The 24556-nt window shown below is 68.5% G+C and carries 22 protein-coding genes, 1 tRNA gene and 1 pseudogene; 9 read left to right on the top strand and 15 right to left on the bottom strand.

Annotation, left to right across the window (positions count from 1 at the left end):
* Positions 1-590: pseudogene (locus ACFDTH_RS10660) on the top strand (biotin synthase); the annotation flags it as partial.
* Positions 591-709: 119 nt separating this feature from the next.
* Here the strand turns inward: ACFDTH_RS10660 and ACFDTH_RS10655 are convergent.
* Positions 710-2065 carry a cytochrome P450 gene (locus ACFDTH_RS10655; RefSeq protein WP_375287504.1) on the bottom strand — a complete coding sequence of 452 codons (1356 nt, stop codon included), beginning with the start codon at positions 2063-2065 and terminating at the stop codon, positions 710-712.
* Positions 2066-2145: 80 nt separating this feature from the next.
* Positions 2146-2925: a class I SAM-dependent methyltransferase gene (locus ACFDTH_RS10650; RefSeq protein ID WP_375287503.1), complete on the bottom strand. Its 780-nt coding sequence runs from the start codon at positions 2923-2925 to the stop codon at positions 2146-2148.
* Positions 2926-3011: 86 nt separating this feature from the next.
* On the opposite strand from ACFDTH_RS10650, the gene ACFDTH_RS10645 reads away from it, so the two are divergent.
* Entirely contained in the window at positions 3012-3473 is a 462-nt protein-coding gene (locus tag ACFDTH_RS10645) for an Rrf2 family transcriptional regulator (RefSeq protein WP_375287502.1), read from the top strand.
* A gap of 33 nt (positions 3474-3506) precedes the next feature.
* On the opposite strand, the gene gyrB is transcribed toward ACFDTH_RS10645, so the two are convergent.
* Positions 3507-5990: a DNA topoisomerase (ATP-hydrolyzing) subunit B gene (gene gyrB / locus ACFDTH_RS10640; RefSeq protein WP_375287501.1), complete on the bottom strand. Its 2484-nt coding sequence runs from the start codon at positions 5988-5990 to the stop codon at positions 3507-3509.
* An 85-nt stretch (positions 5991-6075) separates the two neighbouring features.
* Here gyrB and ACFDTH_RS10635 point away from each other — a divergent pair, with 85 nt between their 5' ends.
* Complete coding sequence (locus ACFDTH_RS10635) at positions 6076-6717, top strand: hypothetical protein (protein WP_375287500.1); 642 nt, start codon at positions 6076-6078, stop codon at positions 6715-6717.
* Here the strand turns inward: ACFDTH_RS10635 and ACFDTH_RS10630 are convergent.
* The 3 genes from ACFDTH_RS10630 to ACFDTH_RS10620 all read right to left on the bottom strand — a co-directional run bounded on the left by ACFDTH_RS10630 (position 6714) and on the right by ACFDTH_RS10620 (position 9404).
* A complete protein-coding gene (locus ACFDTH_RS10630; protein ID WP_375287499.1) occupies positions 6714-7958 on the bottom strand; it encodes an MFS transporter in 1245 nt (414 codons plus the stop codon). The genes ACFDTH_RS10635 and ACFDTH_RS10630 overlap by 4 nt on opposite strands.
* A 169-nt stretch (positions 7959-8127) precedes the next feature.
* A complete protein-coding gene (locus ACFDTH_RS10625) occupies positions 8128-8325 on the bottom strand; it encodes a hypothetical protein (RefSeq protein WP_375287498.1) in 198 nt (65 codons plus the stop codon).
* Between the two features lie 86 nt (positions 8326-8411).
* Complete coding sequence (locus ACFDTH_RS10620; RefSeq protein ID WP_375287497.1) at positions 8412-9404, bottom strand: 2-hydroxyacid dehydrogenase; 993 nt, start codon at positions 9402-9404, stop codon at positions 8412-8414.
* Positions 9405-9498: 94 nt separating this feature from the next.
* Between ACFDTH_RS10620 and ACFDTH_RS10615 the strand changes: the two genes are divergently transcribed.
* The 4 genes from ACFDTH_RS10615 to ACFDTH_RS10600 are packed head-to-tail and all read left to right on the top strand — an operon-like array spanning position 9499 to position 11955.
* Positions 9499-9981, top strand: coding sequence for an SH3 domain-containing protein (locus ACFDTH_RS10615; RefSeq protein ID WP_375287496.1), 483 nt, complete (start codon positions 9499-9501; stop codon positions 9979-9981).
* Positions 9978-10832 carry a carboxylating nicotinate-nucleotide diphosphorylase gene (gene nadC / locus ACFDTH_RS10610; protein WP_375287495.1) on the top strand — a complete coding sequence of 285 codons (855 nt, stop codon included), beginning with the start codon at positions 9978-9980 and terminating at the stop codon, positions 10830-10832. The genes ACFDTH_RS10615 and nadC overlap by 4 nt, the downstream gene beginning before the upstream one ends.
* Positions 10829-11254 (top strand): hypothetical protein, encoded by a 426-nt coding sequence (locus ACFDTH_RS10605; protein ID WP_375287494.1) that lies wholly within the window; start codon positions 10829-10831, stop codon positions 11252-11254. The genes nadC and ACFDTH_RS10605 overlap by 4 nt, the downstream gene beginning before the upstream one ends.
* Positions 11251-11955, top strand: a complete 705-nt coding sequence (locus ACFDTH_RS10600) for a ribonuclease T (protein ID WP_375287493.1) — start codon at positions 11251-11253, stop codon at positions 11953-11955. Before ACFDTH_RS10605 ends, ACFDTH_RS10600 begins: the two co-directional genes overlap by 4 nt.
* Before the next feature lie 32 nt (positions 11956-11987).
* Here the strand turns inward: ACFDTH_RS10600 and ACFDTH_RS10595 are convergent, their stop codons facing one another.
* Positions 11988-12644: a tetratricopeptide repeat protein gene (locus tag ACFDTH_RS10595; RefSeq protein ID WP_375287492.1), complete on the bottom strand. Its 657-nt coding sequence runs from the start codon at positions 12642-12644 to the stop codon at positions 11988-11990.
* Between the two features lie 245 nt (positions 12645-12889).
* Here ACFDTH_RS10595 and ACFDTH_RS10590 point away from each other — a divergent pair, with 245 nt between their 5' ends.
* Positions 12890-13522: a PEP-CTERM sorting domain-containing protein gene (locus ACFDTH_RS10590; RefSeq protein ID WP_375287491.1), complete on the top strand. Its 633-nt coding sequence runs from the start codon at positions 12890-12892 to the stop codon at positions 13520-13522.
* Positions 13523-13602: 80 nt separating this feature from the next.
* On the opposite strand, the gene map is transcribed toward ACFDTH_RS10590, so the two are convergent.
* On the bottom strand, positions 13603-14427 hold the full coding sequence (gene map / locus ACFDTH_RS10585; RefSeq protein WP_375287490.1) for a type I methionyl aminopeptidase: 825 nt from the start codon (positions 14425-14427) through the stop codon (positions 13603-13605).
* 53 nt (positions 14428-14480) lie between these two features.
* Here map and ACFDTH_RS10580 point away from each other — a divergent pair, with 53 nt between their 5' ends.
* Positions 14481-15248 carry a competence/damage-inducible protein A gene (locus ACFDTH_RS10580; RefSeq protein ID WP_375287489.1) on the top strand — a complete coding sequence of 256 codons (768 nt, stop codon included), beginning with the start codon at positions 14481-14483 and terminating at the stop codon, positions 15246-15248.
* A 4-nt stretch (positions 15249-15252) separates the two neighbouring features.
* Here ACFDTH_RS10580 and ACFDTH_RS10575 read toward each other — a convergent pair.
* From ACFDTH_RS10575 to ACFDTH_RS10545, 7 genes are all read right to left on the bottom strand, one after another.
* Positions 15253-15326 (bottom strand) — tRNA-Gly (locus tag ACFDTH_RS10575).
* Positions 15327-15654: 328 nt separating this feature from the next.
* Positions 15655-16446, bottom strand: coding sequence for a uroporphyrinogen-III C-methyltransferase (gene cobA, locus ACFDTH_RS10570; protein WP_375287488.1), 792 nt, complete (start codon positions 16444-16446; stop codon positions 15655-15657).
* Positions 16430-19057 carry a molybdopterin-dependent oxidoreductase gene (locus tag ACFDTH_RS10565; RefSeq protein ID WP_375287487.1) on the bottom strand — a complete coding sequence of 876 codons (2628 nt, stop codon included), beginning with the start codon at positions 19055-19057 and terminating at the stop codon, positions 16430-16432. The genes cobA and ACFDTH_RS10565 overlap by 17 nt, the downstream gene beginning before the upstream one ends.
* Before the next feature lie 61 nt (positions 19058-19118).
* The gene (nirD, locus tag ACFDTH_RS10560; RefSeq protein ID WP_375287486.1) at positions 19119-19457 is read right to left on the bottom strand and encodes a nitrite reductase small subunit NirD; all 339 of its coding nucleotides are present in this window, start codon (positions 19455-19457) and stop codon (positions 19119-19121) included.
* Complete coding sequence (gene nirB / locus ACFDTH_RS10555; RefSeq protein WP_375287485.1) at positions 19454-21946, bottom strand: nitrite reductase large subunit NirB; 2493 nt, start codon at positions 21944-21946, stop codon at positions 19454-19456. Before nirB ends, nirD begins: the two co-directional genes overlap by 4 nt.
* Positions 21946-23139: an alginate export family protein gene (locus ACFDTH_RS10550; RefSeq protein WP_375287484.1), complete on the bottom strand. Its 1194-nt coding sequence runs from the start codon at positions 23137-23139 to the stop codon at positions 21946-21948. Before ACFDTH_RS10550 ends, nirB begins: the two co-directional genes overlap by 1 nt.
* Positions 23139-24374 (bottom strand): nitrate/nitrite transporter, encoded by a 1236-nt coding sequence (locus ACFDTH_RS10545; RefSeq protein ID WP_375287483.1) that lies wholly within the window; start codon positions 24372-24374, stop codon positions 23139-23141. Before ACFDTH_RS10545 ends, ACFDTH_RS10550 begins: the two co-directional genes overlap by 1 nt.
* Between the last annotated feature and the right edge of the window lie 182 nt (positions 24375-24556).

Here is a 24556-nt window from a genome sequence, read left to right as displayed (position 1 = left end):
CGGCAGGCCAGTCGACGCAGATGATCGTCGGCGCGGATGCCGCAACTGATGGCGACATCGTCCGCAAGGCTTCCACCCTGTACGACCGGTTCGAGCTGCGCCGCGTCTATTATTCGGCGTTCAGCCCGATCCCGGATGCGAGCGCGGTGTTGCCGCTCCAGCGCCCGCCGCTGATGCGCGAGCACCGGCTGTACCAGTCCGACTGGCTGATGCGTTTCTATGGCTTTCAGCCGCAGGAGGTGGTCGCCGCCACCGATGCGCAGACCGGCATGCTGCCGCTCGACATTGATCCCAAGCTCGCCTGGGCCTTGAAGTTCCGCGACCGCTTCCCGGTGGACGTCAACCGCGCGCCCAAGGAACTGCTGCTGCGCGTGCCGGGGTTGGGGACTAAGGCGGTCGCCAACATCCTCGCCTCGCGCCGCTGGCGCCGGTTGCGGCTGGACGATGTCGCGCGGCTGACCGTCTCGATCACCAAGGTGCGGCCGTTCATCGTCGCGGAGGACTGGCGGCCGGTGGTGCTCTCCGACCGTGCCGAGCTCAAACCGCTGGTCGCGCCCAAGCGCCAGCAGCTGGAGCTATTCGCCGCGTAAGTTCTCGCGCAACTTGCACCACCTCCGTTCGCCCTGAGCGAAGTCGAAGGGCAAGCACTACGCCCGACAAGGTGCTTCGACTTCGCTCAGCACGAACGGCCTCGGGATGAAAGCCGGCTTTACGCCGCGCGCGCGACGCGTTCGGGGGTGAATTCCACCTCCAGCCGCCGTACCGCATGGACGAAGTTGTTGGGCGCGATGTCGATGTCGCCCGACCAGCGGATGTCGGGGAAGCGCGCGAACATCTGGCGATAGCTTTCCTCCAGCTGGAGCTGCGCGGCGAGGCGGCCGATGCAGATGTGCGGGCCGTGGCCGAAGGCAATGTTCTTTTCGGCATTCGCCCGCGTAATGTCGAACCGGTCGGGATGGGGGAACATGGCCGGATCGCGATTGGCGGCGCCATAATACATGATCAACTTCTCGCCGGCGGCGATCTTCTGCCCGTTCACCTCGGTGTCCACCGTCGCCGTGCGGCGCATGTAGATGACGGGGGAGACCATGCGGGTGATCTCGTGCACCGCATTGGTCAGCAGCGAGGGATCGGCCTGGAGCTTCGCCTTCTGGTCCGGGTTCTCGGTGAACAGCTTCATCGCACCGGACAGCGAGTTGCGCGTGGTGTCGTTACCTGCGAACACGATCAGCAGCCAGGCGCCGTCGAGATACTCGACCGGCAGCAGCTCGCCGTCCACCTTGGCGTTGGCGATCGCGCTGAGCATGTCGTCGCGCGGCTCGGCACGGCGGCGGAACATCATCTCGCGGCCATAGGCGAACATGTCCTCGACGTTGGTGTTGAACAGCTGGATGAACGCCATGATCTCGGGGCTGGGCGGCCCGCCGCTCTTGAGATCCTCGATCCGCTCCACCGCCAGCTGCTGCGCCATCTCCAGGAAGTGGATCCAGCGGACGAACTTCTCGCGGTCCTCCGCTGGCACGCCCAGCATTTCGCAAAGCGTGAACACGGGCATGTGGCTGGAAAACAGGCCGACCAGGTCGCACCTGCCGGTGGGCGCCATCTGGTCGAGCAGGCGGGTCACCTCGGCGGCGACCTTGTCCTTCAGCTGGCGCATGTAGCCGGCGGTGAAGAAGGGCATGTGCTCGCGCCGCAGCTGGCGGTGCGGCGAGGCATCGAGGTTGATCATCGAGTTGAAATTGGCGGAGAACAGCGCCGGATGCGCGGTCGCCTTATCGCCCAGCGCCATCAGGATGCCGCCGACCTCGCTGGAGAAGGTTTTGGGATCGCCGTTGACCTGCTTGACGTCCTCGAAGCGGGTCAGTGCCCAAAAGCCGGGATAGCCGTGGCTCTCGGGGTGCCACATCACCGGCGCCTCGGCGCGCATCCGCGCGAAATCCGCCCAGGGCTGGCCGTCGCGGAAGCGCCAGATGTCGGTCAGGTCGACGCCGTCCAAAGTCGGATAGATCTGGCCGAAGCCGGGGCCGGGACGGCCCTCCACGACATGGTCGCTGACCAGTCTCATCACGCGCTCTCCCATCCCCGCGCGGCTGTGCCGTCGCGGACGTAACTTTCGTTATGCGAGGGCGAGAGTCAAGCGTCGCCTCAGCGGGTGGCGACCGCGATCAGGGCGGTGGAGGGCACAGGCAGGATGGGCCGGTTCCCCGCCATGTTGCGTACCTCCGCGACAACCTGCGTCTTCTCCGCGTCGGTCAGGCTGGTCCAGTCGGGCGACATGCCGAACAAAGTGTCGGGATCGGCGAGCCGCGCGATCTCGACCTCAAAGTCATGGGTCACATGGTGGACCTGCGGGTCGCGGTAGCCGGCAGCCACCAGTTCGCGCACGCAGCCCTCCGGCGTGCCGAGCGTGCCGATCGCCTCGGGCATCGACATGCCCGCGCGCTCTGGCCACAGCTTTGCGCGGATCTGCCCCAGTAGCAGGAAGGTCGCCGCGCCCCGATCCTGCCAAGTGGCCATCACGCCCGTGCCGCCGGCGCGGGTGACCCGCGCCATTTCGGCCAGCCCGCGCCGCCAGTCGGGGAACATGATCACCCCGAAGATGGAAAAGACCGCATCGAACGCAGCGTCGGGCAGCGCGAGCGCCTGACCGTCCATCACCTGCGCCTCGACATTGGGTAGCCCGGCGGCGGCGATGCGGGCGACCATGCCGGGCGAGAAATCGGTCGCGAGCACGTGCGCGCCAGTGTCCGCCGCCGCCAGCGACAGCGCACCGGTGCCCGCGGCGACATCGAGCACGCGGCTTTCAGGCGTCAGCGGCACGCGGGCGAGCGCATCGCGGGCGAAAAGCGCGGTGAAGGGATGGGCGGTCTGCTCGTAATGGGCGGCCGCGGTGTCCCAATGATCGGGGTTCTCGAACTCTCGCATTCCGGGCTCCTACGAATCACGTAACATCATAAGTAGCGTGACGAGCAGCGCTTGCCAATCGCGGCGCGTGTGCACAGGTCGCATCGATGCGCACCGACAGCCGGCTTTCACGAATGCTCCACGTGCTGCTCCACATGGCGCAGCGCGACGGGCCGCTCACGTCCGAGGCGATCGCGCGCATGCTGGGCAGCAATCCGGTGGTCGTCCGTCGCACCATGGCGGGCTTGCGCGATGCCGGCTACGTCCGCTCGGAGAAGGGGCATGGCGGCGGCTGGGCGATCGCCTGCGACCTGCGGCAGGTGTCGCTGCTCGACGTGCATCGCGCGGTCGGCCGGCCACGCTTGTTCGCGATCGGGTCCGAGCATGCCGATCCGAACTGCGCGGTGGAGAAGGTGGTCAATGCGGCGCTGGAAGACGCGCTGCACGAGGCGGAGGCGCTGCTGGTCGCGCGGCTCGGCGCGGTGAGCCTGGCCGAGCTGGCGCGGCGCTTCGGCGCATGGTGCGCGAGCGCACCCTCCGCTGAGGGCGAGACCGAGCCGCCGTCCTGATCGCAGGGCGGCGGCTCCGCGTTACACGTCCCGCTACACGTCCAGGTTGGCGACGCTCAGCGCATTGTCCTGGATGAACTCGCGGCGCGGCTCCACCACGTCGCCCATCAGGCGGGTGAAGATCTCGTCCGCCACGTCCGCCTGGCTGATCTCGACGCGCAGCATCGAACGGTTGCCGGGATCGAGCGTGGTCTCCCAGAGCTGCTCGGCGTTCATCTCGCCCAGGCCCTTGTAGCGCTGGATGGCGAGGCCCTTGCGGCCGATCGCCAGGATCGCGTCGAGCAATTGCGACGGGCGTGCGACCAGGGTCTCCCCCTTGCCGATGATGACGGTTTCCTCGCCCTCCTCGTCGGTCTGCACGGCATCGACCGGCGCCTCTTGAGTCGCGGCCTTGGTGGAGACGAGCTTGTGCGCGTGCGTGTAGGTGTCGGCCTGTTCTGCGGCGAGCGCGTGGAGCTTACGCGCCTCGGCGGAGGTGACGAACGCCGCCTCGATGACATGGTGATCGGTGACGCCGCGCCACAGCCGCTCGAAGTGGAAGCCACCTTCCTCGGTCATCCGCGCGGTCCAGCTCGCCTCGGTGTCGCCCTGGTCGAGCCGGCGGGTGACCTCAGCAAGGCGCAGCGCGCGCGCGTCACGGTCCACCTCGGGATCGAGCGCGCCGCCCAGCGCCAGCCCCTCGATGATCACGGGATCGTAGCGGCGCGGGGCATAGCGCATCAGCGTCCGCATGCGGCGGGCATGATCGACCAGGTGGCGGAGCGGCTCGCCGGTGCCGATCCCGTCGAGCGAGGTCGCCGCCACGCCGGCCTCGAGGAGGTATTCGTCGAGCGCCTGATCGTCCTTGAGATACACTTCGCTGCGCCCGCGCGTCGCCTTGTAGAGCGGCGGCTGCGCGATGAAGAGGTGCCCGCGCTCGATCAACTCGGGCATCTGGCGGTAGAAGAAGGTGAGCAGCAGGGTGCGGATGTGCGCGCCGTCGACGTCCGCGTCCGTCATGATGACGATCTTGTGATAGCGCAGCTTGTCGGCGTTGAACTCGTCGCGGCCGATGCCGGTGCCCATCGCCTGGATCAGCGTGCCGATCTCCTTCGATCCCAGCATCCGGTCGAAGCGCGCGCGCTCGACATTGAGGATCTTGCCGCGCAGGGGCAGGATCGCCTGAAAGTGGCGGTCTCGGCCCTGCTTGGCCGAGCCGCCGGCCGAATCGCCCTCCACGAGGAACAACTCGGACTTGGCCGGGTCCTTCTCCTGGCAGTCGGCGAGCTTTCCTGGGAGGGAAGCAACACCCATCACCGACTTGCGACTGGCCTCGCGCGCCTTCTTGGCGGCCTCGCGCGCGGCGGCGGCGTCGATCACCTTCTGGATGATCTGGCGCGCGTTGGCGGGATTCTCCTCCAGCCAGTCGGCCATCTTGTCGGCGAGCAAGGCCTCGAGCGGCTGGCGCACCTCGGACGAGACGAGCTTGTCTTTGGTCTGCGACGAGAATTTCGGATCGGGCAGCTTGACCGAGACGATCGCGGTGAGCCCTTCGCGCATGTCGTCGCCGGTGAGCGTCACCTTCTCCTTCTTCAGCATCCCGCTCTTCTCGGCATAGGCATTGAGCGTGCGGGTCAGCGCCGAGCGGAAGGCGGCGAGGTGGGTGCCGCCGTCACGCTGGGGGATGTTGTTGGTGAAGCAGAGGACGTTCTCGTAATAGGAGTCATTCCACTCCAGAGCGACGTCGATGCCGATGTCGTCGCGCAGGCCGGAGATGGCGATCGGCTCCGGGAACAACGGCGCCTTGGCGCGATCGAGATATTTCACGAAGGCGGCGATTCCGCCCTCGTAATAAAGCTCGACCGACTTGGGCTCCTCGTGCCGCGCGTCGGTGAGGAACAGCCGCACGCCCGAGTTGAGGAAGGCGAGCTCGCGGTAGCGGTGCTCGAGCTTGTCGAAGTCGAACTCGGTGATCTTGAAGGTGGCGGGGGAGGGCAGGAAGGTGACGCGCGTGCCCTTCTGCCCCTCGGCGGCGGGGCCGACGATCTTCAGCGGCGCGACCGCATCGCCATGGGCGAAGCGCATGTAATGCTCCTGCCCGTCGCGCCAGATGGTGAGATCCAGGAACTCGGACAGCGCGTTGACCACCGACACCCCGACGCCGTGGAGCCCGCCCGAGACCTTATAGGCGTTGGTATCCGACGTGTTCTCGAACTTACCGCCGGCGTGAAGCTGGGTCATGATCACCTCGGCGGCGCTGACGCCCTCCTCCGGGTGGATGCCGGTGGGGATGCCGCGGCCGTTGTCGGTGACGGAAACCGAGCCGTCCGGGTTCAGCTGGATGTCGATACGGTCGCAATGGCCCGCGAGCGCCTCGTCGATCGCATTGTCGCTCACCTCGAACACCATATGGTGGAGGCCCGAGCCGTCGTCGGTATCGCCGATATACATGCCCGGCCGCTTGCGCACCGCATCCAGGCCCTTCAGCACCTTGATCGAGGAGGCGCCGTAATCGTTCGAATTCTGGGGTTCTGCCATGGACAGGATATAGGCAGGAGAGGGCCGGAACGGAAGCGAAATGGGGTGGCGTTGCGCGGGGTGGCGGGTGTGTTAGCGTGAGGGGATGGGGACACCACGCTGGCGACGCGGGCTGAACCGCATCGGCTTTGTAGGATGGCTACTCGCCGCCCTCCTACTTGGGTCGCTGCTGGCGATCATATGGATGCGGGTGCAACAACATCGCACCGAGCAGGCGCGGATGGCTTTGACTGCTTACCGATCCGGTTCGATCCAGGATAGAAGATGGCTTCCTTATCTTGAGGCTCTGCCCCCCGGCCGCATACTCGCACCGGACGGGCTGCGCTTCATCGCCTCCGCCGAACTGCAACGAAACGTCTATGCGCTCGCTCTAACGCTTCAACCGGGATGGCCCACTGCGAATGGTATCTTGATTGTCGATGAGAGTTGGCCGCAGCCGAAGCCTCGTGCGCGGTATACCTGCCAAATGCCAGCGGCTGGATATCGCGCTTTAACTGCTGCGTTGGACAAACAGCTTGACGGCTTCGCAGGTAGCCCGGACTTCGTCACGGATGGCACTTCTTATGCCTTCGAGCGGATTCGCGGCGATAGAGTAACATCTGGCAGTGGAAATGCGATTACCGCCTATCATCAAGCGGGCGATCTGATCTTGCGTTACACGCGTGCTGCCTGCTCGTTCACACGTTTACCCGAGCCGGGCAGCGAGTGGTATTTAAGTGAGCGCTAGTCGTAACTCGCCGCAATGACCTGCGCCGCCGGCAGCTCCCGATCCGTGAGCGTCCGGAACAGCAGCGCCGATCCCACCAGCGCCGCCGCCGCGATCGTCAGCGCCACGGTGTAGCCGCCGGTCGCGTCGTGGAGGCGACCGAAGCCGGCGATGCCGCTGGCGGTGCCGGCGAGCGCGATGACCAGCACGGTGCCATAGACCTCGCCGAACGCGCGCAGGCCGAACAGGCGCACGCCGAAATAGGGCAGCAGGTCCTGCTCGGCGGCGTTCATCAGGCCGGCGAAGAACACCGCAACCATCAGCAGCGCGAAGCTGCTCGCGCCGCCTGCCAGCACCGCAAAAGCGGCGGCGGAAGCGAGCGCGAACAGCGCCGCCATGGTCTGCGGGCGATACCGGTCGATCAGCCAGCCGATCGCGAGCCGGCCGACCATCTGGGAGGCGCCGAAGCTCGCCAGCAGCGCCGCCGCTTGTGCCTCGCCAAGCCCGCGGTCGAGGCCGAACGGCACCAGCGAGGTGACGAGGCCGACCGAGCCGAAGTTGATCAGCGCCACCGCGATCGCCAGCCGCCAGAAGCGCCCGTCGCGCCGCGCCTCCGCGCCGGTCAGGCCCTCGACCGGGGTGGCGTCGGCCTCATCGGGTGCGGGGCGGGTCGGCCCCGCGGGCGCGCCGCGCAGCGCGATCAGCACCGCCGGCAGCGCGAGCAGCGCGACGATCCCCGCCAGCGTCACGAACCCCGCGCGCCAGCCTTCGCTCGCGATCGCCGCACCGATCAGCGGCGGCATCGCCAGCGTGGTCACCGACAGGCCGGAGGTGGCGAGGCCCAGCGCCAGGCCGCGGTGCGCGACGAAGCGCGCGGCGATCAGCTTGGCATAGACCACCCCGCTGGTGCCCGGCACGGTCAGCGCCAGCAAGGCGATCAGCGCCTGATATTGCCACAACGGCCCGGCCATTGCGGTCATGCCGAGATAGGTGGCGGCGAGCAGCAGCATCGCGCTGACGATCATCGGTCGTGCGCCGAACCGGTCGACCAGCCGGCCGAGGAAGGGCGTGGCGATGCTGGCGAGCAGGCCGAGTGCGGCGGCGGTGCCGATCTGCCCGCGCGTCCAGCCGAACTCGGCGATCAGCCCGGGGATGAACAGGCTGGAAAGGTTCTGGAACAGCCCCGGCCCGGTGCCGATGCCGATCGCGGCGGCGAGCACGACCGGCCAGCCGCGGCGCCATTCGGAGGGGGAGGGGGGCACGCGGAGAGATTATCGCGGCGTGGTGATGTGTCTACTCTTTCTCCCTCTCCCTTCTGGGGAGAGGGTCGGGGAGAGGGGCAGTGCGGCAAGGACGCCGTATCGTCCTTCCCCTCTCCCTCGCCGCTTTGCGGCTTTCTCTCTCCCCGCACGCGGGGAGAGGGTTGGGTCGTCAGTCGTCCACCACCGTGCCGACCACCGCGCCGCCGACGCCGCCGACCGCAGCGCCCTTCTCGACGTCGCCGCCCGAGACTGCGGCGACACCGGCGCCGCCCGCGCCGCCGATCGCGGCGCCGCGCAGGGTCGAGCAGGCACCCAGGCTGGAGCCGGCGGCGAGCAGCAGGGCGGTGGTGATCAGGGTCTTCTTCATGGTGCGTCTCCCGAGGATTATTCTTGCGCCGCAACAAAGACCTGCGCGCGTGCTCGGTTCCGCCGGAAACGTTTCGTTTCGCTACTTCATGCCCAGCCTTCCAGCACCTGGTCGGGCGGGCGATGGCCGTCCGCCCACATGCGGATGTTGGCGATCACCTTGTCCCCCGTGGCGATCCGGCCCTCAAAGGTGGCGGAGCCCATGTGCGGGGTCATCACGACGTTGGGCAGGGCGAGCAGCCGCGGGTCGATCGCGGGCTCGTGCCGCCACACGTCCAGCCCCGCACCCGCAAGGCGGCCGCCTTCCAGCGCGTCCACCATCCCCTCCTCGTCGACGATGCCGCCGCGGCTGGCGTTGATCAGGAAGACGTGGGGGCGGAGCAGGGCGATGCGGCGCGCGTCGATCAGGTCGCGGCTGTCGGCGTTGAGCGGCGTGTGGATGGTCAGGATGTCGATGGCACCCAGCATCTCGTCGAGGTTCGGGTGCCATTGCGCGCCGAACTCCGCCTCGACGACCTTGGGCAGGCGGCTGCGATTGTGGTAATGGATCGACAGGCCGAAGGCGCGCGCGCGCCGCGCCACCGCCTGGCCGATCCGCCCCATGCCGACGATGCCCAAAGCCTTGCCGCCGATGCGATGGCCCAGCATGCCGCCAGGGCTCCACCCCGCCCATTGCCCCGATCGCACCAGTTTCTCGCCCTCCGCCAGCCGGCGCGGCACCGAGACGATCAGCGCCATGGTCATGTCCGCGGTATCCTCGGTGAGAACGCCGGGCGTGTTGGTGACGATGATGCCGCGGCCGCGTGCGGCCTTGAGGTCGATATGGTTCACGCCCGCGCCGAAGTTGGCGATCAGCTTCAGACGCTCGCCCGCGCCCTCAATCAGCCCCGCATCGATCACGTCGGTGACGGTGGGGACCAGCACGTCGCAGCGCGCCATCGCCTCGGCCAATGCCTCGCGGCTCATCGGCGTGTCGCCGCGATTGAGCTCGGCATCGAACAGCGCGTCCATCCGCTGCATCGTCAGGTCGGGCAGCTCGCGCGTGACGATGACATGGGGGTTGGGGCAGCGCCGGGCCATGGCACACAGGCTTGGCGAAGCGCCGGACCCACGTCAACGCCGGTTGAAGCCGGGGCCGGGGGCGCTACGGTCGCGCGCGAACAGGGGACACTGCATGCGACGGATCGGATCACTCTTGGCGGCGGCTGCGGCGTTTGCGCTCGCGGGTGGCGCGGTGGCGCAGGAGAAGCGCAAGCCGCCTTATTATGCGTCGATCCAGGCGGGCAAGGCACGGATGCGCACCGGCCCCGGGCGGACCTATCCGGCCAGCTGGCTCTACGTGCGTGCAGACCTGCCGGTGCGCGTGGTCGAGACCTACAAGGAATGGCGCAAGGTAGAGGATCCGGGCGGCACGCAGGGGTGGATGCTGGGATCGCTGCTGAGCGCGACGCGGACCGGCTATGTCACCGAGCCGGTGGCGGAGCTGCGCGAGCGGCCGTCGCCGGGCGCACGGGTGGTATGGCGCGCGGAGAAAGGCGTGATCGGCAAGTTGAGCGAATGCGGGAACGGCTGGTGCCGGCTGGACGTCAACGGCCAGGCCGGCTTCGTCGAGGTGCCGCGATTGTGGGGCGTTGAACCCGGGGAGGCGCTGCCGTGATTGCCGGCTTCGATCTGGATGCGTTCGTCACCGCCGTACTCGCCGAGGATCTGGGGGAGGGCGGGGACGTCACTTCCGCGGCGGTGATCCCGGCAGAGGCGCGATTTGCAGGCGCCATGGACTCGCGCGACGGGATTACCGTCGCTGGCCTGGAGATTGCCGCCGCGTTCTTCCGCCGGCTCGATCCTCAGGTCGAGATCGTGTCGCTGGTCGCGGATGGCGATCGCGTTGCGGCCGGCGACGATTTGATGCGGCTTGCCGGAAACGCCCGCGCGCTGCTCACCGCCGAACGGTCGGCACTCAACACGGTGCAACACCTATCGGGCATTGCCACGCTGACCCACGCCTATGTGGAGCGGATCGCCGGCACCGGCGCAACCCTGCTCGATACGCGCAAGACCGTCCCCGGCCTGCGCGTGCTGGAGAAATATGCCACGCGCATGGGCGGGGCGAAGAACCACCGCATGGGGCTGTGGGACGCGGCGATGATCAAGGACAATCACGTCGCGGTCGCCGGCAGCGTCGGCGAGGCGACCCGCCGTGCGCGTGACGCTGGCATTGCCGAGATCATCGTCGAGGTCGACCGGATCAATCAGATCGCGCCGGCGCTGGATGCGGGCGCGACGCATCTGCTGCTCGATAACATGCCGCCGGCGATGCTCCACGACGCGGTGGCGCTGGTCGACGGCCGGGTGCCGACCGAGGCGTCGGGCGGGGTGACGCTGGAGACGATCCGGGGGATCGCCGAAACGGGCGTCACCTACATCAGCGTCGGCCGCTTGACCCAGTCCGCCCCCGCGGCGGATATCGGCCTCGATTTTGCCCCCCAGGGGCCTGGGGGAGGCGCATGAAGCCCGAGACCGTCCGCCGCTTCGAGATGCTGTATCCCGCATCGGTGCTCGCCTGGCTTGCCGCTTCGGCGCTGTCTTGGGACGAGCGGCAGGCGCTCACCGCGCGCTCGCCCGCCCTGGTCGGCTATGAATGGCTGGTCCCGGCGGGGTTCGCGGGCGTGCTCGCACTGTCGGTGCTGATCTGGGCGCTGGTGCGCCGGCGTAGCCCGGCGGGGCGGGTGATGGCGATGGTTGGCGGCGTCTTCTCGGCGCTGGCGCTGGTGATCGTCGCCGGGCGGCTGGTGGTGGGCCATTCGGCCGATCCGGTCGCGACCCTGCTGTCGCTGCTCGCCAGCGGGCTCAACGTCGCCGCGACGGCGGGGCTGTTCGCCCCCGCGGCGCGCGCCTGGTTCGATCGTTCCGAAGCGGAGGTCCTGTCGTGAAGTCGCTCGCGCTTGTCGCCGCGCTGCTGGCGCCCGCCCCGGCGCTGGCGCAGGCGTACAGCTGCCGCATCCCCGAGCGCATCCCCGAGGTGCGGCCCGACCTGCCGAGCGCGAGCCAGCCCAAGCGGCTGCGCCCGCTCGGCGGCTATACGCTCGCCATCTCCTGGTCGCCGCAATATTGCCGCAGCAAGGCGCGCGAGCCCGCCAACGCTTTCCAGTGCAGCGGCAACCGCTTCGGCTTCGTGCTCCACGGCCTGTGGCCGGACGGCAAGGGCACGGAATGGCCGCAATATTGCGAGGCGACCACTTTGCTGCCGCCCTCGCTGATCCGGCGCAATCTGTGCGTGACGCCCTCGGCACAGCTCCAGCAGCACGAATGGGCCAAGCACGGCACCTGCATGCCGGGGGTCTCTCCCGCGGAATATTTCAACCGTTCGACCGGGCTCTATCGCCAGCTGCGCTACCCGGACATGATCGCGCTGTCGCGCCGCCCGCTGACCGCGGGCCGGCTCGCAAGCGCGATCGCGCGCGCCAATCCGGGGATCAAGCCGGAGATGATGCGGATCACCGCCACCAAGCAGGGCTGGCTGGACGAGGTGTGGCTCTGCCTAGACACCCGCTTCCGCTACGCCACCTGCCCGGCGCACCAGGGCGGGCTCAAGCCGGGCGCGCCGGTGAAGATCTGGCGCGGGCGGCGCTGAGCCTCTCCCTCTCCCCGCAAGCGGGGAGGGGGTCAAGGAGTCACCCCTTCGGCTTCTCGACCAGCTTGGGGCTGGGCGGCGGTGGCGCGGCTCAGTTCGGCCTTGATCAGCGAAAGGTTGCGGTTGACCGACCAGCCGAGCGCGGCGCGGATCGCCTCGTCGGCGTCCGAGCCCATCGGCGCCTCGCGCAGCATCTGGAGCCATTGGCCTACCGCCAGGTCGTGCCGGCCGGCGAAATCATGCTCCATCGCCTGGTAGAAGCGTGCACGCAGGTCGCCCGGATCGAGCGCGCGGGCACGGGCGAAAGCTTCCTTCGCCGCCGCGGGCATGCTGGCGGAGGTGGCGCGCTCGCTCTGGATATAGGCCTCGCCCAGCGCCGACCACGTCTCCGCGCGCTCCGGATCGATCGCCAGCGCCTTGCGATAGGCGTCCGCCGCTGCGGCGAAAGCGCGCTTGCGCAGGCGGGCGTTGCCCAGGCGGGCCCAAACGTCGGCATCGCGGGGCATGCGCGCCGCCACCGCGGCGAGCTGCGTCGGATCGCCGGCCTTCTCTTCGGGCAGCGCAAAGACCAGCCGGTGCTGCGGCGTCCGCGCGGCCGGGGGCGGCGCGCTCCGGTGCGAGACGAACGCAGCCGCCGATCCCACCAGCGCCACCGCCGCGACTCCGCCGATGATCCAACCCTTGCGCATGCCCGATTCTCCGTCGGCGCCGCCCAGCCGCGGCACTGCCGTTCCGTGAAGGATGACGTAAGGGGGGAGCGTTAAGGGAGGCTTAGCCGCTACTTTGTGCCGCGCTGGCACGGTTCCTCGTACCGGCAACCGCGGACGCGCAGAAATGGCTAGGTACTGCCGCCTTAACCATCTTCCTTGCTTCCGCCGAAGCCGCGCGCCGCGATAGCCCGTTTCATAGATCAGACGGGCAGGGGTAAGGCCAAGTGAAGCAGTGGATCATCGGCGCGGCGATCGCGCTTTCGACGGCAGGCGCGGCGCAGGCGCAGACCATCACCAACGATGCGTTTGACCAGACCGCCTCGCTGCCCAGCTGGGCCAAGGTGGTGACGTTCGATTCGCCGCTGCCTACCGGCTTTTCGCTGAATGGCGGTAAGGTCGTTCGTGGCAATGGGTCCGGCTATGCCGCGCCGGCGGGCGATGCCACCAACTATCTGGTCGCCGACCGTACCAGCGCCACCGTCACCGCCGACAAGGGCTATCAGTCGGTCGGCTTCTACTGGGGCTCGATCGACTCGTTCAACGCGGTGAAGTTGCTCGACGCGGCCGGCAAGCTGATCGCCAGCTTCACGGGAGCGGACATCCCGCCCGCGAACGGCGACCAGGGCTCGGGCGCCACCAACCGCTACGTCAGCTACACACTCGATCCGGCGCAGGGCTTCTCGGGCATCGCCTCGATCGTGTTCGCCAGCACCGGCACCAGCTTCGAGGTCGACAATGTCGCCTTCGGCACCAAGCCGGGCAGCCCGGCGCCCGTGCCCGAGCCTGCGACGCTCGGCCTGTTCGCGGTCGGCCTCGCCGCGCTGGGCCGCCGCCTGGGCCGCAAGCGCACCGCCTGAAGCAAGAAGCCGGGGGGCAAAGGGGAAGGGCGGGATCTCGCGGTCTCGCCCTCTTCATGCGCGGCGCCGGCAAGCGCCCCTCAGTACGGCGGCCGGTTGAACCCCGCCGGCGAAAGCGTGAAGATTTCGCACCCGGTCTCGGTGATCCCCACCGAATGCTCGAACTGCGCGGAGAGCGAGCGGTCGCGCGTCACCGCGGTCCAGCCGTCGTCGAGCAGCTTCACGTCGGCGCGGCCGATGTTGATCATCGGCTCGATGGTAAAGATCATGCCGGGCTTGAGCTCCGGCCCGGTGCCCGGCTTGCCGACATGCACCACCTCCGGCGCGTCGTGGAACAGCCGGCCGACGCCGTGCCCGCAGAAATCGCGCACCACGCCATAGCGATGCGCCTCGGCATGCCGCTGGATCGCGTGGGCGACATCGCCCATCTGGTTGCCGGGCTTTGCCTGCTCGATACCCAGCATCAGGCATTCGTAGGTCACGTCCACAAGCCGGCGCGCCTTCAGCGGCACGTCGCCGATCAGGTACATGCGGCTCGAATCGCCATGCCAGCCGTCGACGATCGGGGTCACGTCGACATTGACGATGTCGCCGGACTTCAGCGCCTTGTCGCCAGGGATGCCGTGGCAGACGACATGGTTGATCGAGATGCAGCTGGAATAGCCATAGCCGCGATAGCCGAGCGTGGCGGGCACCGCGCCGGCGGCGGTGACGAAATCGTAGATCAGCCGGTCGATCTCGCCGGTGGTCACACCCGGCACCATGTGCGCAGCCAGCATGTCCAGCGTTTCCGCGCACAGCCGCCCCGCCTTGTGCATCCCCGCGAACGCGTCGGGGCCGTGGAGCTTGATCGCGCCGGTACGGGTGATCGGGGCGTCGCTGGTCATCGTCACATAGTCGGTCATCGCCCGAGGATATAGCGTGACGGCCGCCATGATGCGAGGGTATGTCCCCCGCCATGAGCGCCTTCCCAAGCGAACGCATCTGGACCGCCGCTTTGGTGGTGATCGGCGACGAGATCCTGTCAGGGCGCACGCAGGACAAGAATGTCGCGCAGATCGCTGCATGGCTGAACGTGCAGGGCATACGCCTGGCCGAGGTGCGCGTGGTCGCGGACCGCGAGATGGCGATCGTCGAGGCGGTGAATACGCTGCGCGCGCGCAACGACTATCTGTTCACCACCGGCGGCATCGGACCGACGCACGACGACATCACCGTGGACGCGATCGCGGCGGCGCTGGGCGTCGGCGTCACCCATCACCCGCAGGCGGTGGCGGTGCTGGAGCGTTATTACGCCACGCGCGGGGGCGTCACCGAGGCGCGCCTCCGCATGGCGCGGGTGCCCGAGGGCGCGCAACTGATCGAGAACCGCCTGTCCGGCGCGCCCGGCATCCGCATCGGCAACCTGTTCATCATGGCGGGCGTGCCGCACATCACCGCAGGCATGCTCGATGCGCTTACCGGCACGCTGGAGGGCGGGCGCCCGGTGGTCAGCCGCACGATCGGCTGCTGGGTGGCCGAAAGCGAGGTGGCGGACCTGCTGCGGGAGGCGGAGCGCCGCCACGCGGGCGTCGCGATCGGCAGCTACCCCTTCTTCCGCGAGGGCCGGGTCGGCGCAAACTTCGTCGTCCGCTCCCCCGAAGCGGCGCTGGTCGACCGCTGCCTCGCCGACCTCACAGCGGCGTTGGAAGCAGCGGGCTATCAGGTGACGGACGGCGGCATCTGAAGGCTGGAGCGGGTGAAGGGAATCGAACCCTCGTCGTAAGCTTGGGAAGCTTCTGCTCTACCATTGAGCTACACCCGCATTTCAGGGACTTAGCCGCGCCGAACCGGCGCAGGGTACAGGTCCGTGAGAAGGGCCCTCTTGCACCCTCTCGCCGGTCCGTCAATCCGCATGTTCGCGGGCCGCAAACGCCCGACGTGCATCGACGACATTTCGGTGTCAGGTGGGTCCGCGGTCTGTGAGCACACCGCGATGTCCGCACGGCTCAAAGCATCCAGTCTACGTATATACTTCGTGCGTCAAAAGCACGATCAGGCAAGCGGTGCAGCAACTCGCTGTGTAAAGGAGGAAACGCGGCTAGCCGCAAGAAGGAACAATAAAAAACGTCACCGATACATTCCCTTGATTATTATTCGACTGCACTAGCTACAAATCTGTCGGTGTTTCGCGTTATCTTTGTATCAAGAGATCGAACCGCCTCCCCGATCAGGAGGAGGGTAGGGTCGTCGTCGCTGATCGTCTCGACAAGGAAGGACAGTGCCGAGAGGCGGCCATGAACGATCCGCTCGTCGGGCAGCGACGCGTTGACCACGATCAGCACCGGCGTGGCAGGATCGCGCCCTACCGCCATGAGCCTCGCCGCGATCGTGCCCGCGGCGGCGCGGCCCATGTAGACCGCAAGCGTGCCCTGAGGCGCGGCGAGCGCGGACCAGTCGAGGTCGATCGCCTCGCCGGCACGCGCATGTGCGGTGACGAAGGTGAGCGATCGCGCCAGGCCGCGAAGCGTCAGCGACACTCCGCTGGAGGCCGCCGCCGCGCTGGCGGCGGTGATGCCGGGACAGACGTGGACGGGTATGTCGTGGCCGGACAGGTGAGACGTCTCCTCGCCCGATCGACCGAAAATGGAGGGATCGCCTCCCTTCAGGCGCAGGACGCGCCGACCCGCCTGCGCCGCGGCCAGCAGCAGGTCGTTGATCGTGCCCTGGTCCTTTGAATGCCGGCCGGCGCGCTTGCCGACCGACACGCGCTCCGTGCCCTCGGGGATCAGGTCCAGCACGCCGCGGCCGATCAAGGCATCGTGGAAGACGATGTCGGCCGCCTCGATCAGGCGCAGCGCCTTGCGGGTCAGCAGGTCCGGATCGCCGGGGCCGGCGCCGACCAGCCAGACCGTACCTGGTGCGAACTCATGCGGTGACGGCATCGATTGTCTCCTCGGCCTGAGTGATCAGGCGCGCGAGCGCCGGGCGGCACGAGCCGCAATTGGTGCCCGCGCCCAGCGCCCGGCCGATCGCGGCGACGTCGGTGAGCCGCTGTTCGGCGATCGCGCGGGTGAGCGTGACCAGGCCGACATCGAAACAGGCGCAGACGATCGTCCCGCGCTCCAGCGCCACCCCGGGCGCGCGCCCGGCGAGCAGCGTCGGCGGTGCCTCCTGACCGAGTTGCGCGATCAGCCAGTCGCGCGGCGGCAGCATGCCGTCGCGCGCCACCAGCAGCACCGCCGCCACCCGCCCGCGATCGAGCACCGCCACCCGCCAGCTGCCACGTGCCTGGTCTCGCGCCTCGATGCGCTCGCCCGGCGGGAGCAGCGCTTCGAGCGACTCCGGATCGCCGTCACCTGCCAGTTCGATCAGGCTGCCGCCAGGCACCGTGACCCGTGTCGCCCACAAGGTCGCCGGCAGCGGCTGGAGCGGATCGCGCCCGATCAGGAAGCCGCGCCACGCCGGCACCACCGCCTCGATCCGCGCAGGCGTGTTCTTGAAGCCGGGCTGGCCCGAATGCGGGTCGGCAAGCGGGCGCGGCAGGACGCCGGTGCGACCGCCATTGGCGGTGCGGTCGGTCCAGTGGATCGGCACGAACAGCTCACCGGGGCGCTGCCCGTCGTGCAGCGAGACCCGGTACAGGCTCGCGCCTTGCGGGGTGGAAACGCGGGCGAGGCCCCCGTCCGCGAGACCCAGTGCCGCGGCATCCTGCGGATGCACCTCCACCAGCGGTTCCTCGCGGTGCCGCGCGAGCCGGGGCGACAGGCCGGTGCGCGTCATCGTGTGCCAGTGATCGCGATATCGGCCGGTGTTGAGCGTCATCGGCCAGTCACGCAAGGGCGTCTCCACCCGCGACTGACGGACCGACACCAGCCGCGCACGACCGCTCGGCGTCGGATAGCGCCCGTCGGTGAACGGCACGCCGCCCCAGCGGAACGGCGGCAGCGCGTCATAGCTGTCGTAGGTGTGGCCAGCCTCCGCCGGCAGGGCAAACAGCCGCGCGCCGTCGTTTTCGTAGCGCGACAGGCGAACGTGCTCGCGCCAGATGTCCGCCGGGCGGCGATAGGCAAAGGCGTCGGCCCAGCCCATCCGCCGCGCCACCTCGCTCACGATCCACCAGTCGGGGCGCGCCTCCCCGGGCAACGGCAGCACCGCACGCTGCCGGCTGACGGTGCGCTCGGAATTGGTGACGGTGCCGTCCTTCTCGCCCCATGCGGCAGCTGGCAGGCGGACATGCGCGAACGCGCTCGTGTCGGTCTCCGCCACCACGTCCGAGAGCGCGACAAACGGGCAGGCGGCCAGCGCTTCGCGCACGCGGGCCGCATCCGGCATCGACACCGCCGGATTGGTGGCCATGATCCAAAGCGCCTTTATCCGGCCCTCGCCGATCGCGCGAAACAGGTCCACCGCCTTGAGGCCCGGCCTGGTCGCCATTCGCGCGGCCGCCCAGAAGCGTCCGACCCGGGCGACATTCTCGGGCGCGAAGTCCATGTGTGCGGCCAGTGTGGTGGCAAGCCCGCCCACCTCTCGCCCGCCCATCGCATTGGGCTGGCCGGTAATCGAGAACGGCGCTGCGCCGGGTCTGCCGATCCGGCCGGTGGCGAGATGGAGGTTCAGGATCGCGTTGACCTGATCGGTGCCGTGCAGCGACTGGTTCACCCCTTGGCTGAACAGGGTGAGGGTGCGGGGATGCGCGGCGAACAGGTCAAACAAGCGATTCAGGTCGGCCGGTGGCACGTCGCAGGCGCGTGCGGTTGACCAGAGATCGGTATCGAGCGCCTCCCAGAAGCCTTCCGGCACGTCGAGGCCGCGATCGTCGGTCAGTCCTTCGCGCCGGCAATGCGCAAGCAGACCATTCATTAGCGCAACATCGCTACCTGGCCGGATCGCAAGGTGGAGGTCGGCGTCCTCGGCCGTCTCGGTTCGCCGCGGGTCGATCACCACCAGCTTGGTGCCTCGCGCCGCCCGCGCCGCCATGATGCGCTGGTACACGATTGGGTGGCACCAGGCGGTGTTGGATCCGACCAGCAGGACCAGGTCCGCCGCGTCGATGTCCTCGTAGCTGGCGGGGACGACATCCTCGCCGAACGCGCGGGTGTGGCCCGCGACCGCACTGGACATGCACAGCCGCGAGTTGGTGTCGATGTTGGCCGAGCCGATGAAGCCCTTCATCAGCTTGTTGGCGACGTAATAGTCCTCGGTCAGCAGCTGGCCGGAGACATAAAAGGCGACGCTGTTCGGGCCATGCTGCGCGATCGTGTCACGGAAGCGGCGGGCGACGAGGTCGAGCGCCCTGTTCCAGCTCGCGCGCTTGTTGCCGATCATCGGATGGAGCAGACGCCCTTCCAGTCCCACCGTCTCGCCGAGGTGCGTGCCCTTGGAGCATAGCAGGCCCCGGTTGGCGGGGTGATCGGGATCGCCCGCAACCGCGACTTGCCGTTCGCCGAGGACGGTTGCGCGAATGCCGCAGCCGACCCCGCAATAAGCACAGGTGGTGCGGACCCCGGATGCCCCTTTCCCCTCCGTGGCGAGGGCGGGGGGAGGGACAGTCACGGGCTACACCGCGTGGGACGACCCCTCTCCCGAAAGGGGAGAGAGAGGGGGAGGCGCGCCGTCATGCCGCCGCCAGCAAGGTGCTGGCACGGCAGATCAGCACCCGCCCGCCAGAGATCTTGATCGGCACCACCGGCGTGCACCCCTTGTCCTCGCCCAGCGCTTCGCCCGTCGCCAGGCTGATCCGCCAGTTGTGCAGCGGGCACGCCACCGCGCCGCCATGGACGATCCCCTGACTCAGCCGTCCATGCTTGTGCGGGCAACGGTCGAGCAGCGCGAAGACCTTGCCCTCGCCGGTACGGAAGACGGCGATGTCGTCGCCGCCCGCGACCTGCACCGTGCGGCTGCCGCGCAGCGGGATTTCCTCGACCCAGCCGATATCGAGCCATTCGCCGATCATGCCATTTCCTCCTGCTTCGCCGCGATCGGCTCGAACCGCGCCATCGGCGCATGCTGCTCACGCTGCGCACCCTCCACGCGCGCGGCCCAGGGATCGTCCTGCATGAATTGCTGCGAGAAGAAGAACCGCCGCGCCAGTTCGGCCCGCGCGTCGGCATCGGGCAGCAGGCGCTGCTGAATGTACGCAAGCCCAACACGCTCGATCCAGGGCGCGGTGCGCTCCAGGTAGCGCGCCTCTTCGCGGTAGAGCTGGATGAAGGCGGCGCACATCTCCATCGCCTCGCCCTCGGTCGCGACCTTGCAGAGCAGGTCGGTCGCGCGAACCTTGATCCCGCCATTGCCGCCGACGTGCAGCTCATAGCCGCTGTCGACGCACACCACGCCGAAGTCCTTGATCGTTGCCTCGGCACAGTTTCGCGGGCAGCCGCTCACCGCGATCTTGAACTTGTGCGGCATCCAGCTGCCCCAGGTCGCGCGCTCCAGCTTCACGCCCAGCCCTGTCGAGTCCTGCGTGCCGAAGCGGCACCATTCGCTGCCTACACAGGTCTTCACCGTGCGCAGCGACTTGCCATAAGCGTGGCCGGACACCATTCCGGCGGCGTTGAGATCGGCCCAGACTGCGGGCAGATCCTCCTTCCTGATCCCGAAGATGTCGAGCCGCTGCCCGCCCGTCACCTTCACCATGGGGGCGTTGAACTTTTCAACCACATCCGCGATCGCGCGCAGCTCGCGAGGGTTGGTCAGCCCGCCCCACATGCGCGGCACCACCGAATAGGTCCCGTCCTTCTGGATGTTGGCGTGCATCCGCTCGTTGACGAAGCGGCTCTGCTGGTCGTCGACATACTCGCCGGGCAGCGCGCAGAGCAGATAATAATTGAGCGCCGGTCGGCATGCCGAACAGCCGTCGGGGGTCGCCCAATGCAGCTTCTGCATGACCTCGGGGATCGAGCGCATGCCCTGCGCGACGATCTCGCGGCGGACTTCGTCATGGCCGAAACTGGTGCACTTGCACATCGTCCTGGGGCCGGCCTCGACCTCGCCGCCCAAAGTCAGCGACAGTAGGGTCTCGACCAGTCCGGTGCACGATCCGCAACTGGCCGACGCCTTGCACCCCGATCGCACCGCATCCAGGCTGTGCGCGCCCGTGCCGATGCACGCCACCACCTGTCCCTTGGTTACGCCGTTGCAGCCGCAGATTTCCGCTTCGTCGGAAAGCGCCGCAACGGCCGCCTTAGGGTCCACCTGCCCACCTCCGGAGGCGAAGGCTTGGCCAAAGATCAGTGCGTCGCGGATGTCGGAAACGCTCTCGCCCCGGCGCAGCAGGTCGAAATACCAGTTGCCGTCCGCGGTGTCGCCATAGAGCACTGCGCCGACGATCCGGTCCTCCCTGACGACGACACGCTTGTAGATGCCGCGGCTGGCATCGCGCAGCACGATGTCCTCGGCGCCATTGCCGCCGGAGAAGTCGCCCGCTGAAAAGACGTCGAGCCCCGCTACCTTCAGCTTGGTCGAGGTCGGCGCCGGCCGGTAGCCGCTCGGCGCCGCGACGAGGCCATCGGCCAGCGCGCGGCACATGTCCCACAAGGGCGCCACGAGGCCATAGACCTGCCCGTCATGCTCCACGCACTCGCCAACCGCGAGGATCGCCGGGTCGGACGTCACCATGTGATCGTCCACCTTGATCCCGCGACCGATTTCCAGCCCCGCATCACGCGCCAGCGCGACGGAAGGGCGGATGCCGACCGCCATCACCACCAGATCGGCCGGAATCTCGGTCCCGTCCTTCAGCCGCACCGCCTGCACCTGCCCGTCGCCGACGATCTCGGCGGTATCCGCGCCGGTCAGGATCGTCTGTCCGCGGGCTTCCAGCGCGGTCTTGAGCAGCCAGCCCGCGGCCTCGTCGAGCTGCCGCTCCATCAGCGTCGGCATCAGGTGCAGCACCGTCACTATCATGCCACGAAGGCTCAAACCATGCGCCGCCTCCAGCCCCAGCAGCCCCCCGCCGATCACCACCGCGCTGCCGCCCTTCGCCGCGGCGGCGAGCATCGCATCCACGTCGTTCATGTCGCGGAAGCTGATCACGCCCGGCAGGTCCTTGCCCGGCACCGGGATGATGAACGGATCGGAGCCGGTCGCGATCAGCAGCCGGTCGTACTCCATCGTAATCCCGCCGCGCGACGTGACGGTGCGCGCCGCGCGGTCGATCGCGGTCACCGAATCGCCCGAGATCAGCGTGATGCCATTGTCATCATACCAGTCGCGCCCGTTGATCACGATATCGTCGAAGGTCTTCTCCCCGGCCAGCACGGGGGAGAGCATGATGCGATTGTAGTTCACCAGCGGCTCGGCGCCGAAGATCGTTACGCGATAGCGCGCGCGATCGCGGGCGAGCAGTTCCTCCACCGCGCGGCATCCAGCCATGCCGTTGCCGATGACGATGAGGTGTGGCCGCGGATCGGCCTCCGCGATGCGGATCGGTTCGTGTTTCATCACAGGGTCCAGTCCAGTTGGAGCCAGAATTTGCTGGTATCGGTGAGCAGCCGTTCCGCGTTGTAGGCGGCGTAGCGAAGGCTGGCGGTCGTCCGCCCCAGCTTCGCTTGCGCCAGCAGGTCGATCTCGTCGCCGTAGCGCCGCACCAGCCGGTCGCTCTCGAAGCGGTGATAGGTCGCGCCGACGCTCACCGCCTTCAGGCCGCCGATCGCCTTCCACCCCCAGCCGGCGGAGGCATAGAGATCGCGCACGCCATCGGGCGGCGTGGTCAGGAACTTGTCGGCCCAGCCCTGGAACTTGAATGCGGTGGCGAGCGGCGTCTGGAAGCTGGTCAGCGCCCCGCCGCCATCCGCGCCCAGCACTTCATATCCTGCACCCAGCCGCGGCCCGTTCAGGTCCAGCGCGACATCGGCCAGCCAATAGTCGGCGCAATAGTCATTGGGGTTGCGATGCCAGTCCGACTGCTGCGCCCAGCTCGCCTGATAGGTCAGCTTTCCCCGGCCGATCGGCCGCACCCCGGCAAGCCGCACGCCATAGGTCTGGCTCGTCAGGCGATAGCCCTGCACCGCCGCCTCGTCCTGATCGATCAGATAGGCAAAGCCGCTCACCGTCCCGACGGGCGAGGTCCAGGCGAGGTTCGCCAGCACATTGTTGCCCGACACGGCCCGCTGCCGGGCGTCCGCGCCATCGACACCCCAGATCGTTCGCACGCTCCAGGCGTAGCTGACATCGGCCTTGAGCCCGGCGATCGGCGTCACTTCGGCGCGTACCGCGTCGAACGTCTGGCCATTGTTGCGGAAGGCGATAGCGCCGACGAACCGTTCGTCATCCAGCGCGATCCGCTGGCGCCCCAGCGTGATCGTCGCCGGGGCGCTGCGATACTGGAGCTGCGCGCGGTAGAGCGCCACATTCTGCGGATCGGCGATCAGCGGGCGGCGCGTGGCGGGACCGGTGAGCCCGTCATAGTGATCGCTCACGATGCCGAGATTGCCCTGCGCCTCGGCCAGCGCGGACCAGCGCCCCTCGCTGACCATCACCCCCGCGCGAACACGGGCGGTGACGCCGTTCGCCGCGTCAGGCAGCCCGTCCTGATCGGCATGCTCATATCGCAGCCGGGCCTCGACCAGCGGCGCAAGGGTCTGCGCCGCGGCCGGGCTCGCCAGGAGCGAAAGGAGGGCGAGCGCCGCGCGCATCAGATCCGCACGCCTTCCGCCGCACCCCAGCGGGCGCGCCAGCCGGCCTTGACCAGCGCCAGTCCGGTCAGCGCCGCCAGCGCGAGCCCGGCGAAGATCAGGAACCCGGGCGCGAAGCTCCCCGTCCACTGCTTGGCGAGGCCGAGCGAGGAGGCGAGGTAAAAGCCGCCCACACCGCCCGCCATGCCGACGAGCCCCGTCATCACGCCGATCTCCGCCGCGAACCGCTGCGGCACCAGTTGGAACACCGCACCATTGCCCACGCCCAGCGCGAGCATCGCGATCACGAAACAGGCGAGCGCCGCGGTGAAGGTCACCGACAGGCTCACCCCCACCAGCGCCAGCGCGGCCAGCGCGAACACGGCGGTGAGCGCTTTGACCCCGCCGATCGCATCCGCCAGCGCCCCGCCCATCGGCCGCACCAGCGATCCTGCGAACACGCAGGCGGCGGTGGCATAGCCGGCCTGGATCGTCGTCAGCCCGAAACGGTCGGTGAAGTAGATCGGCAGGCTGGCCGCGAGCCCGACGAACCCGCCGAAGGTGACCGAATAGAAGCCCATCAGCCACCAGGCATCCGCTTGGCGCAGGGGCGTCAGATACTCGGCCAGGCTCTTTGCCGCCGGCGCCCCTGGCGGGTCCTTCGCCATCGCCATGTACAGGACGAACACGATGGTCAGCGGGATACAGGCCAGCCCCAGCACCGCATTCCAGCCGAACATCTTCGCCAGCGCCGGCGCGAACAGCGCCGCCAGCACCGTGCCCGAATTCCCCATGCCGGCCAGGCCCATCGCCTTGCCCTGATGCTCGGGCGGATACCAGCGGCTGGCGAGCGGCAGCGCAATGGCGAAGCTCGCGCCGGCAAAGCCCAGCACCAACCCCAGTGCCAGCGTGCCGGCGAACGTCGTCACCCCCATCGCCCAGGCCGCGAACAGACCGACGATCACGATCGACTGGCTGATCGCGCCCGACCGCTTCGGCCCGATCCGGTCGACCAGCAGACCGTTGACGACTCGCAATGCCGCACCCGCCAGCGTCGGCACCGCCACCATCAACCCCTTTTGCGCCGGATTGAGGCCAAGTGCCGCCGCTATGTCGGGTGCGAGCGGCCCCAGCAGCACCCACACCATGAATGCCAGGTCGAAATAGAGGAACGCGGCGATCAGGGTCGGCGTGTGCCCGCTCGACCAGAAACCGCTGTCGCCTTCCTTCTTTGCCTCCCAGAACGCCGTTGCCATCGCCTGTTCTCCAAACGAAAAAAGCCGCCAGGACGGCGACCTTCTCGGTCACGTCCTGGCGGCTTCGTTGCCTCGGTGCGGATGGGGCGCTTGCCCGTCCGCCAGCGTGAGCCTCCCCGGCATTGGAGAGGCGGTAACGCTGCTATCTCGTGCCCGGCATCATTGCCGAACGATGGACAAGC

The sequence above is a fragment of the Sphingomonas sp. genome (assembly GCF_042096255.1).
GTDB lineage: Bacteria > Pseudomonadota > Alphaproteobacteria > Sphingomonadales > Sphingomonadaceae > Sphingomonas.
Note: the sequence above shows the minus strand (reverse complement) of the source record. Positions and strands in the feature narration are given on the sequence as shown.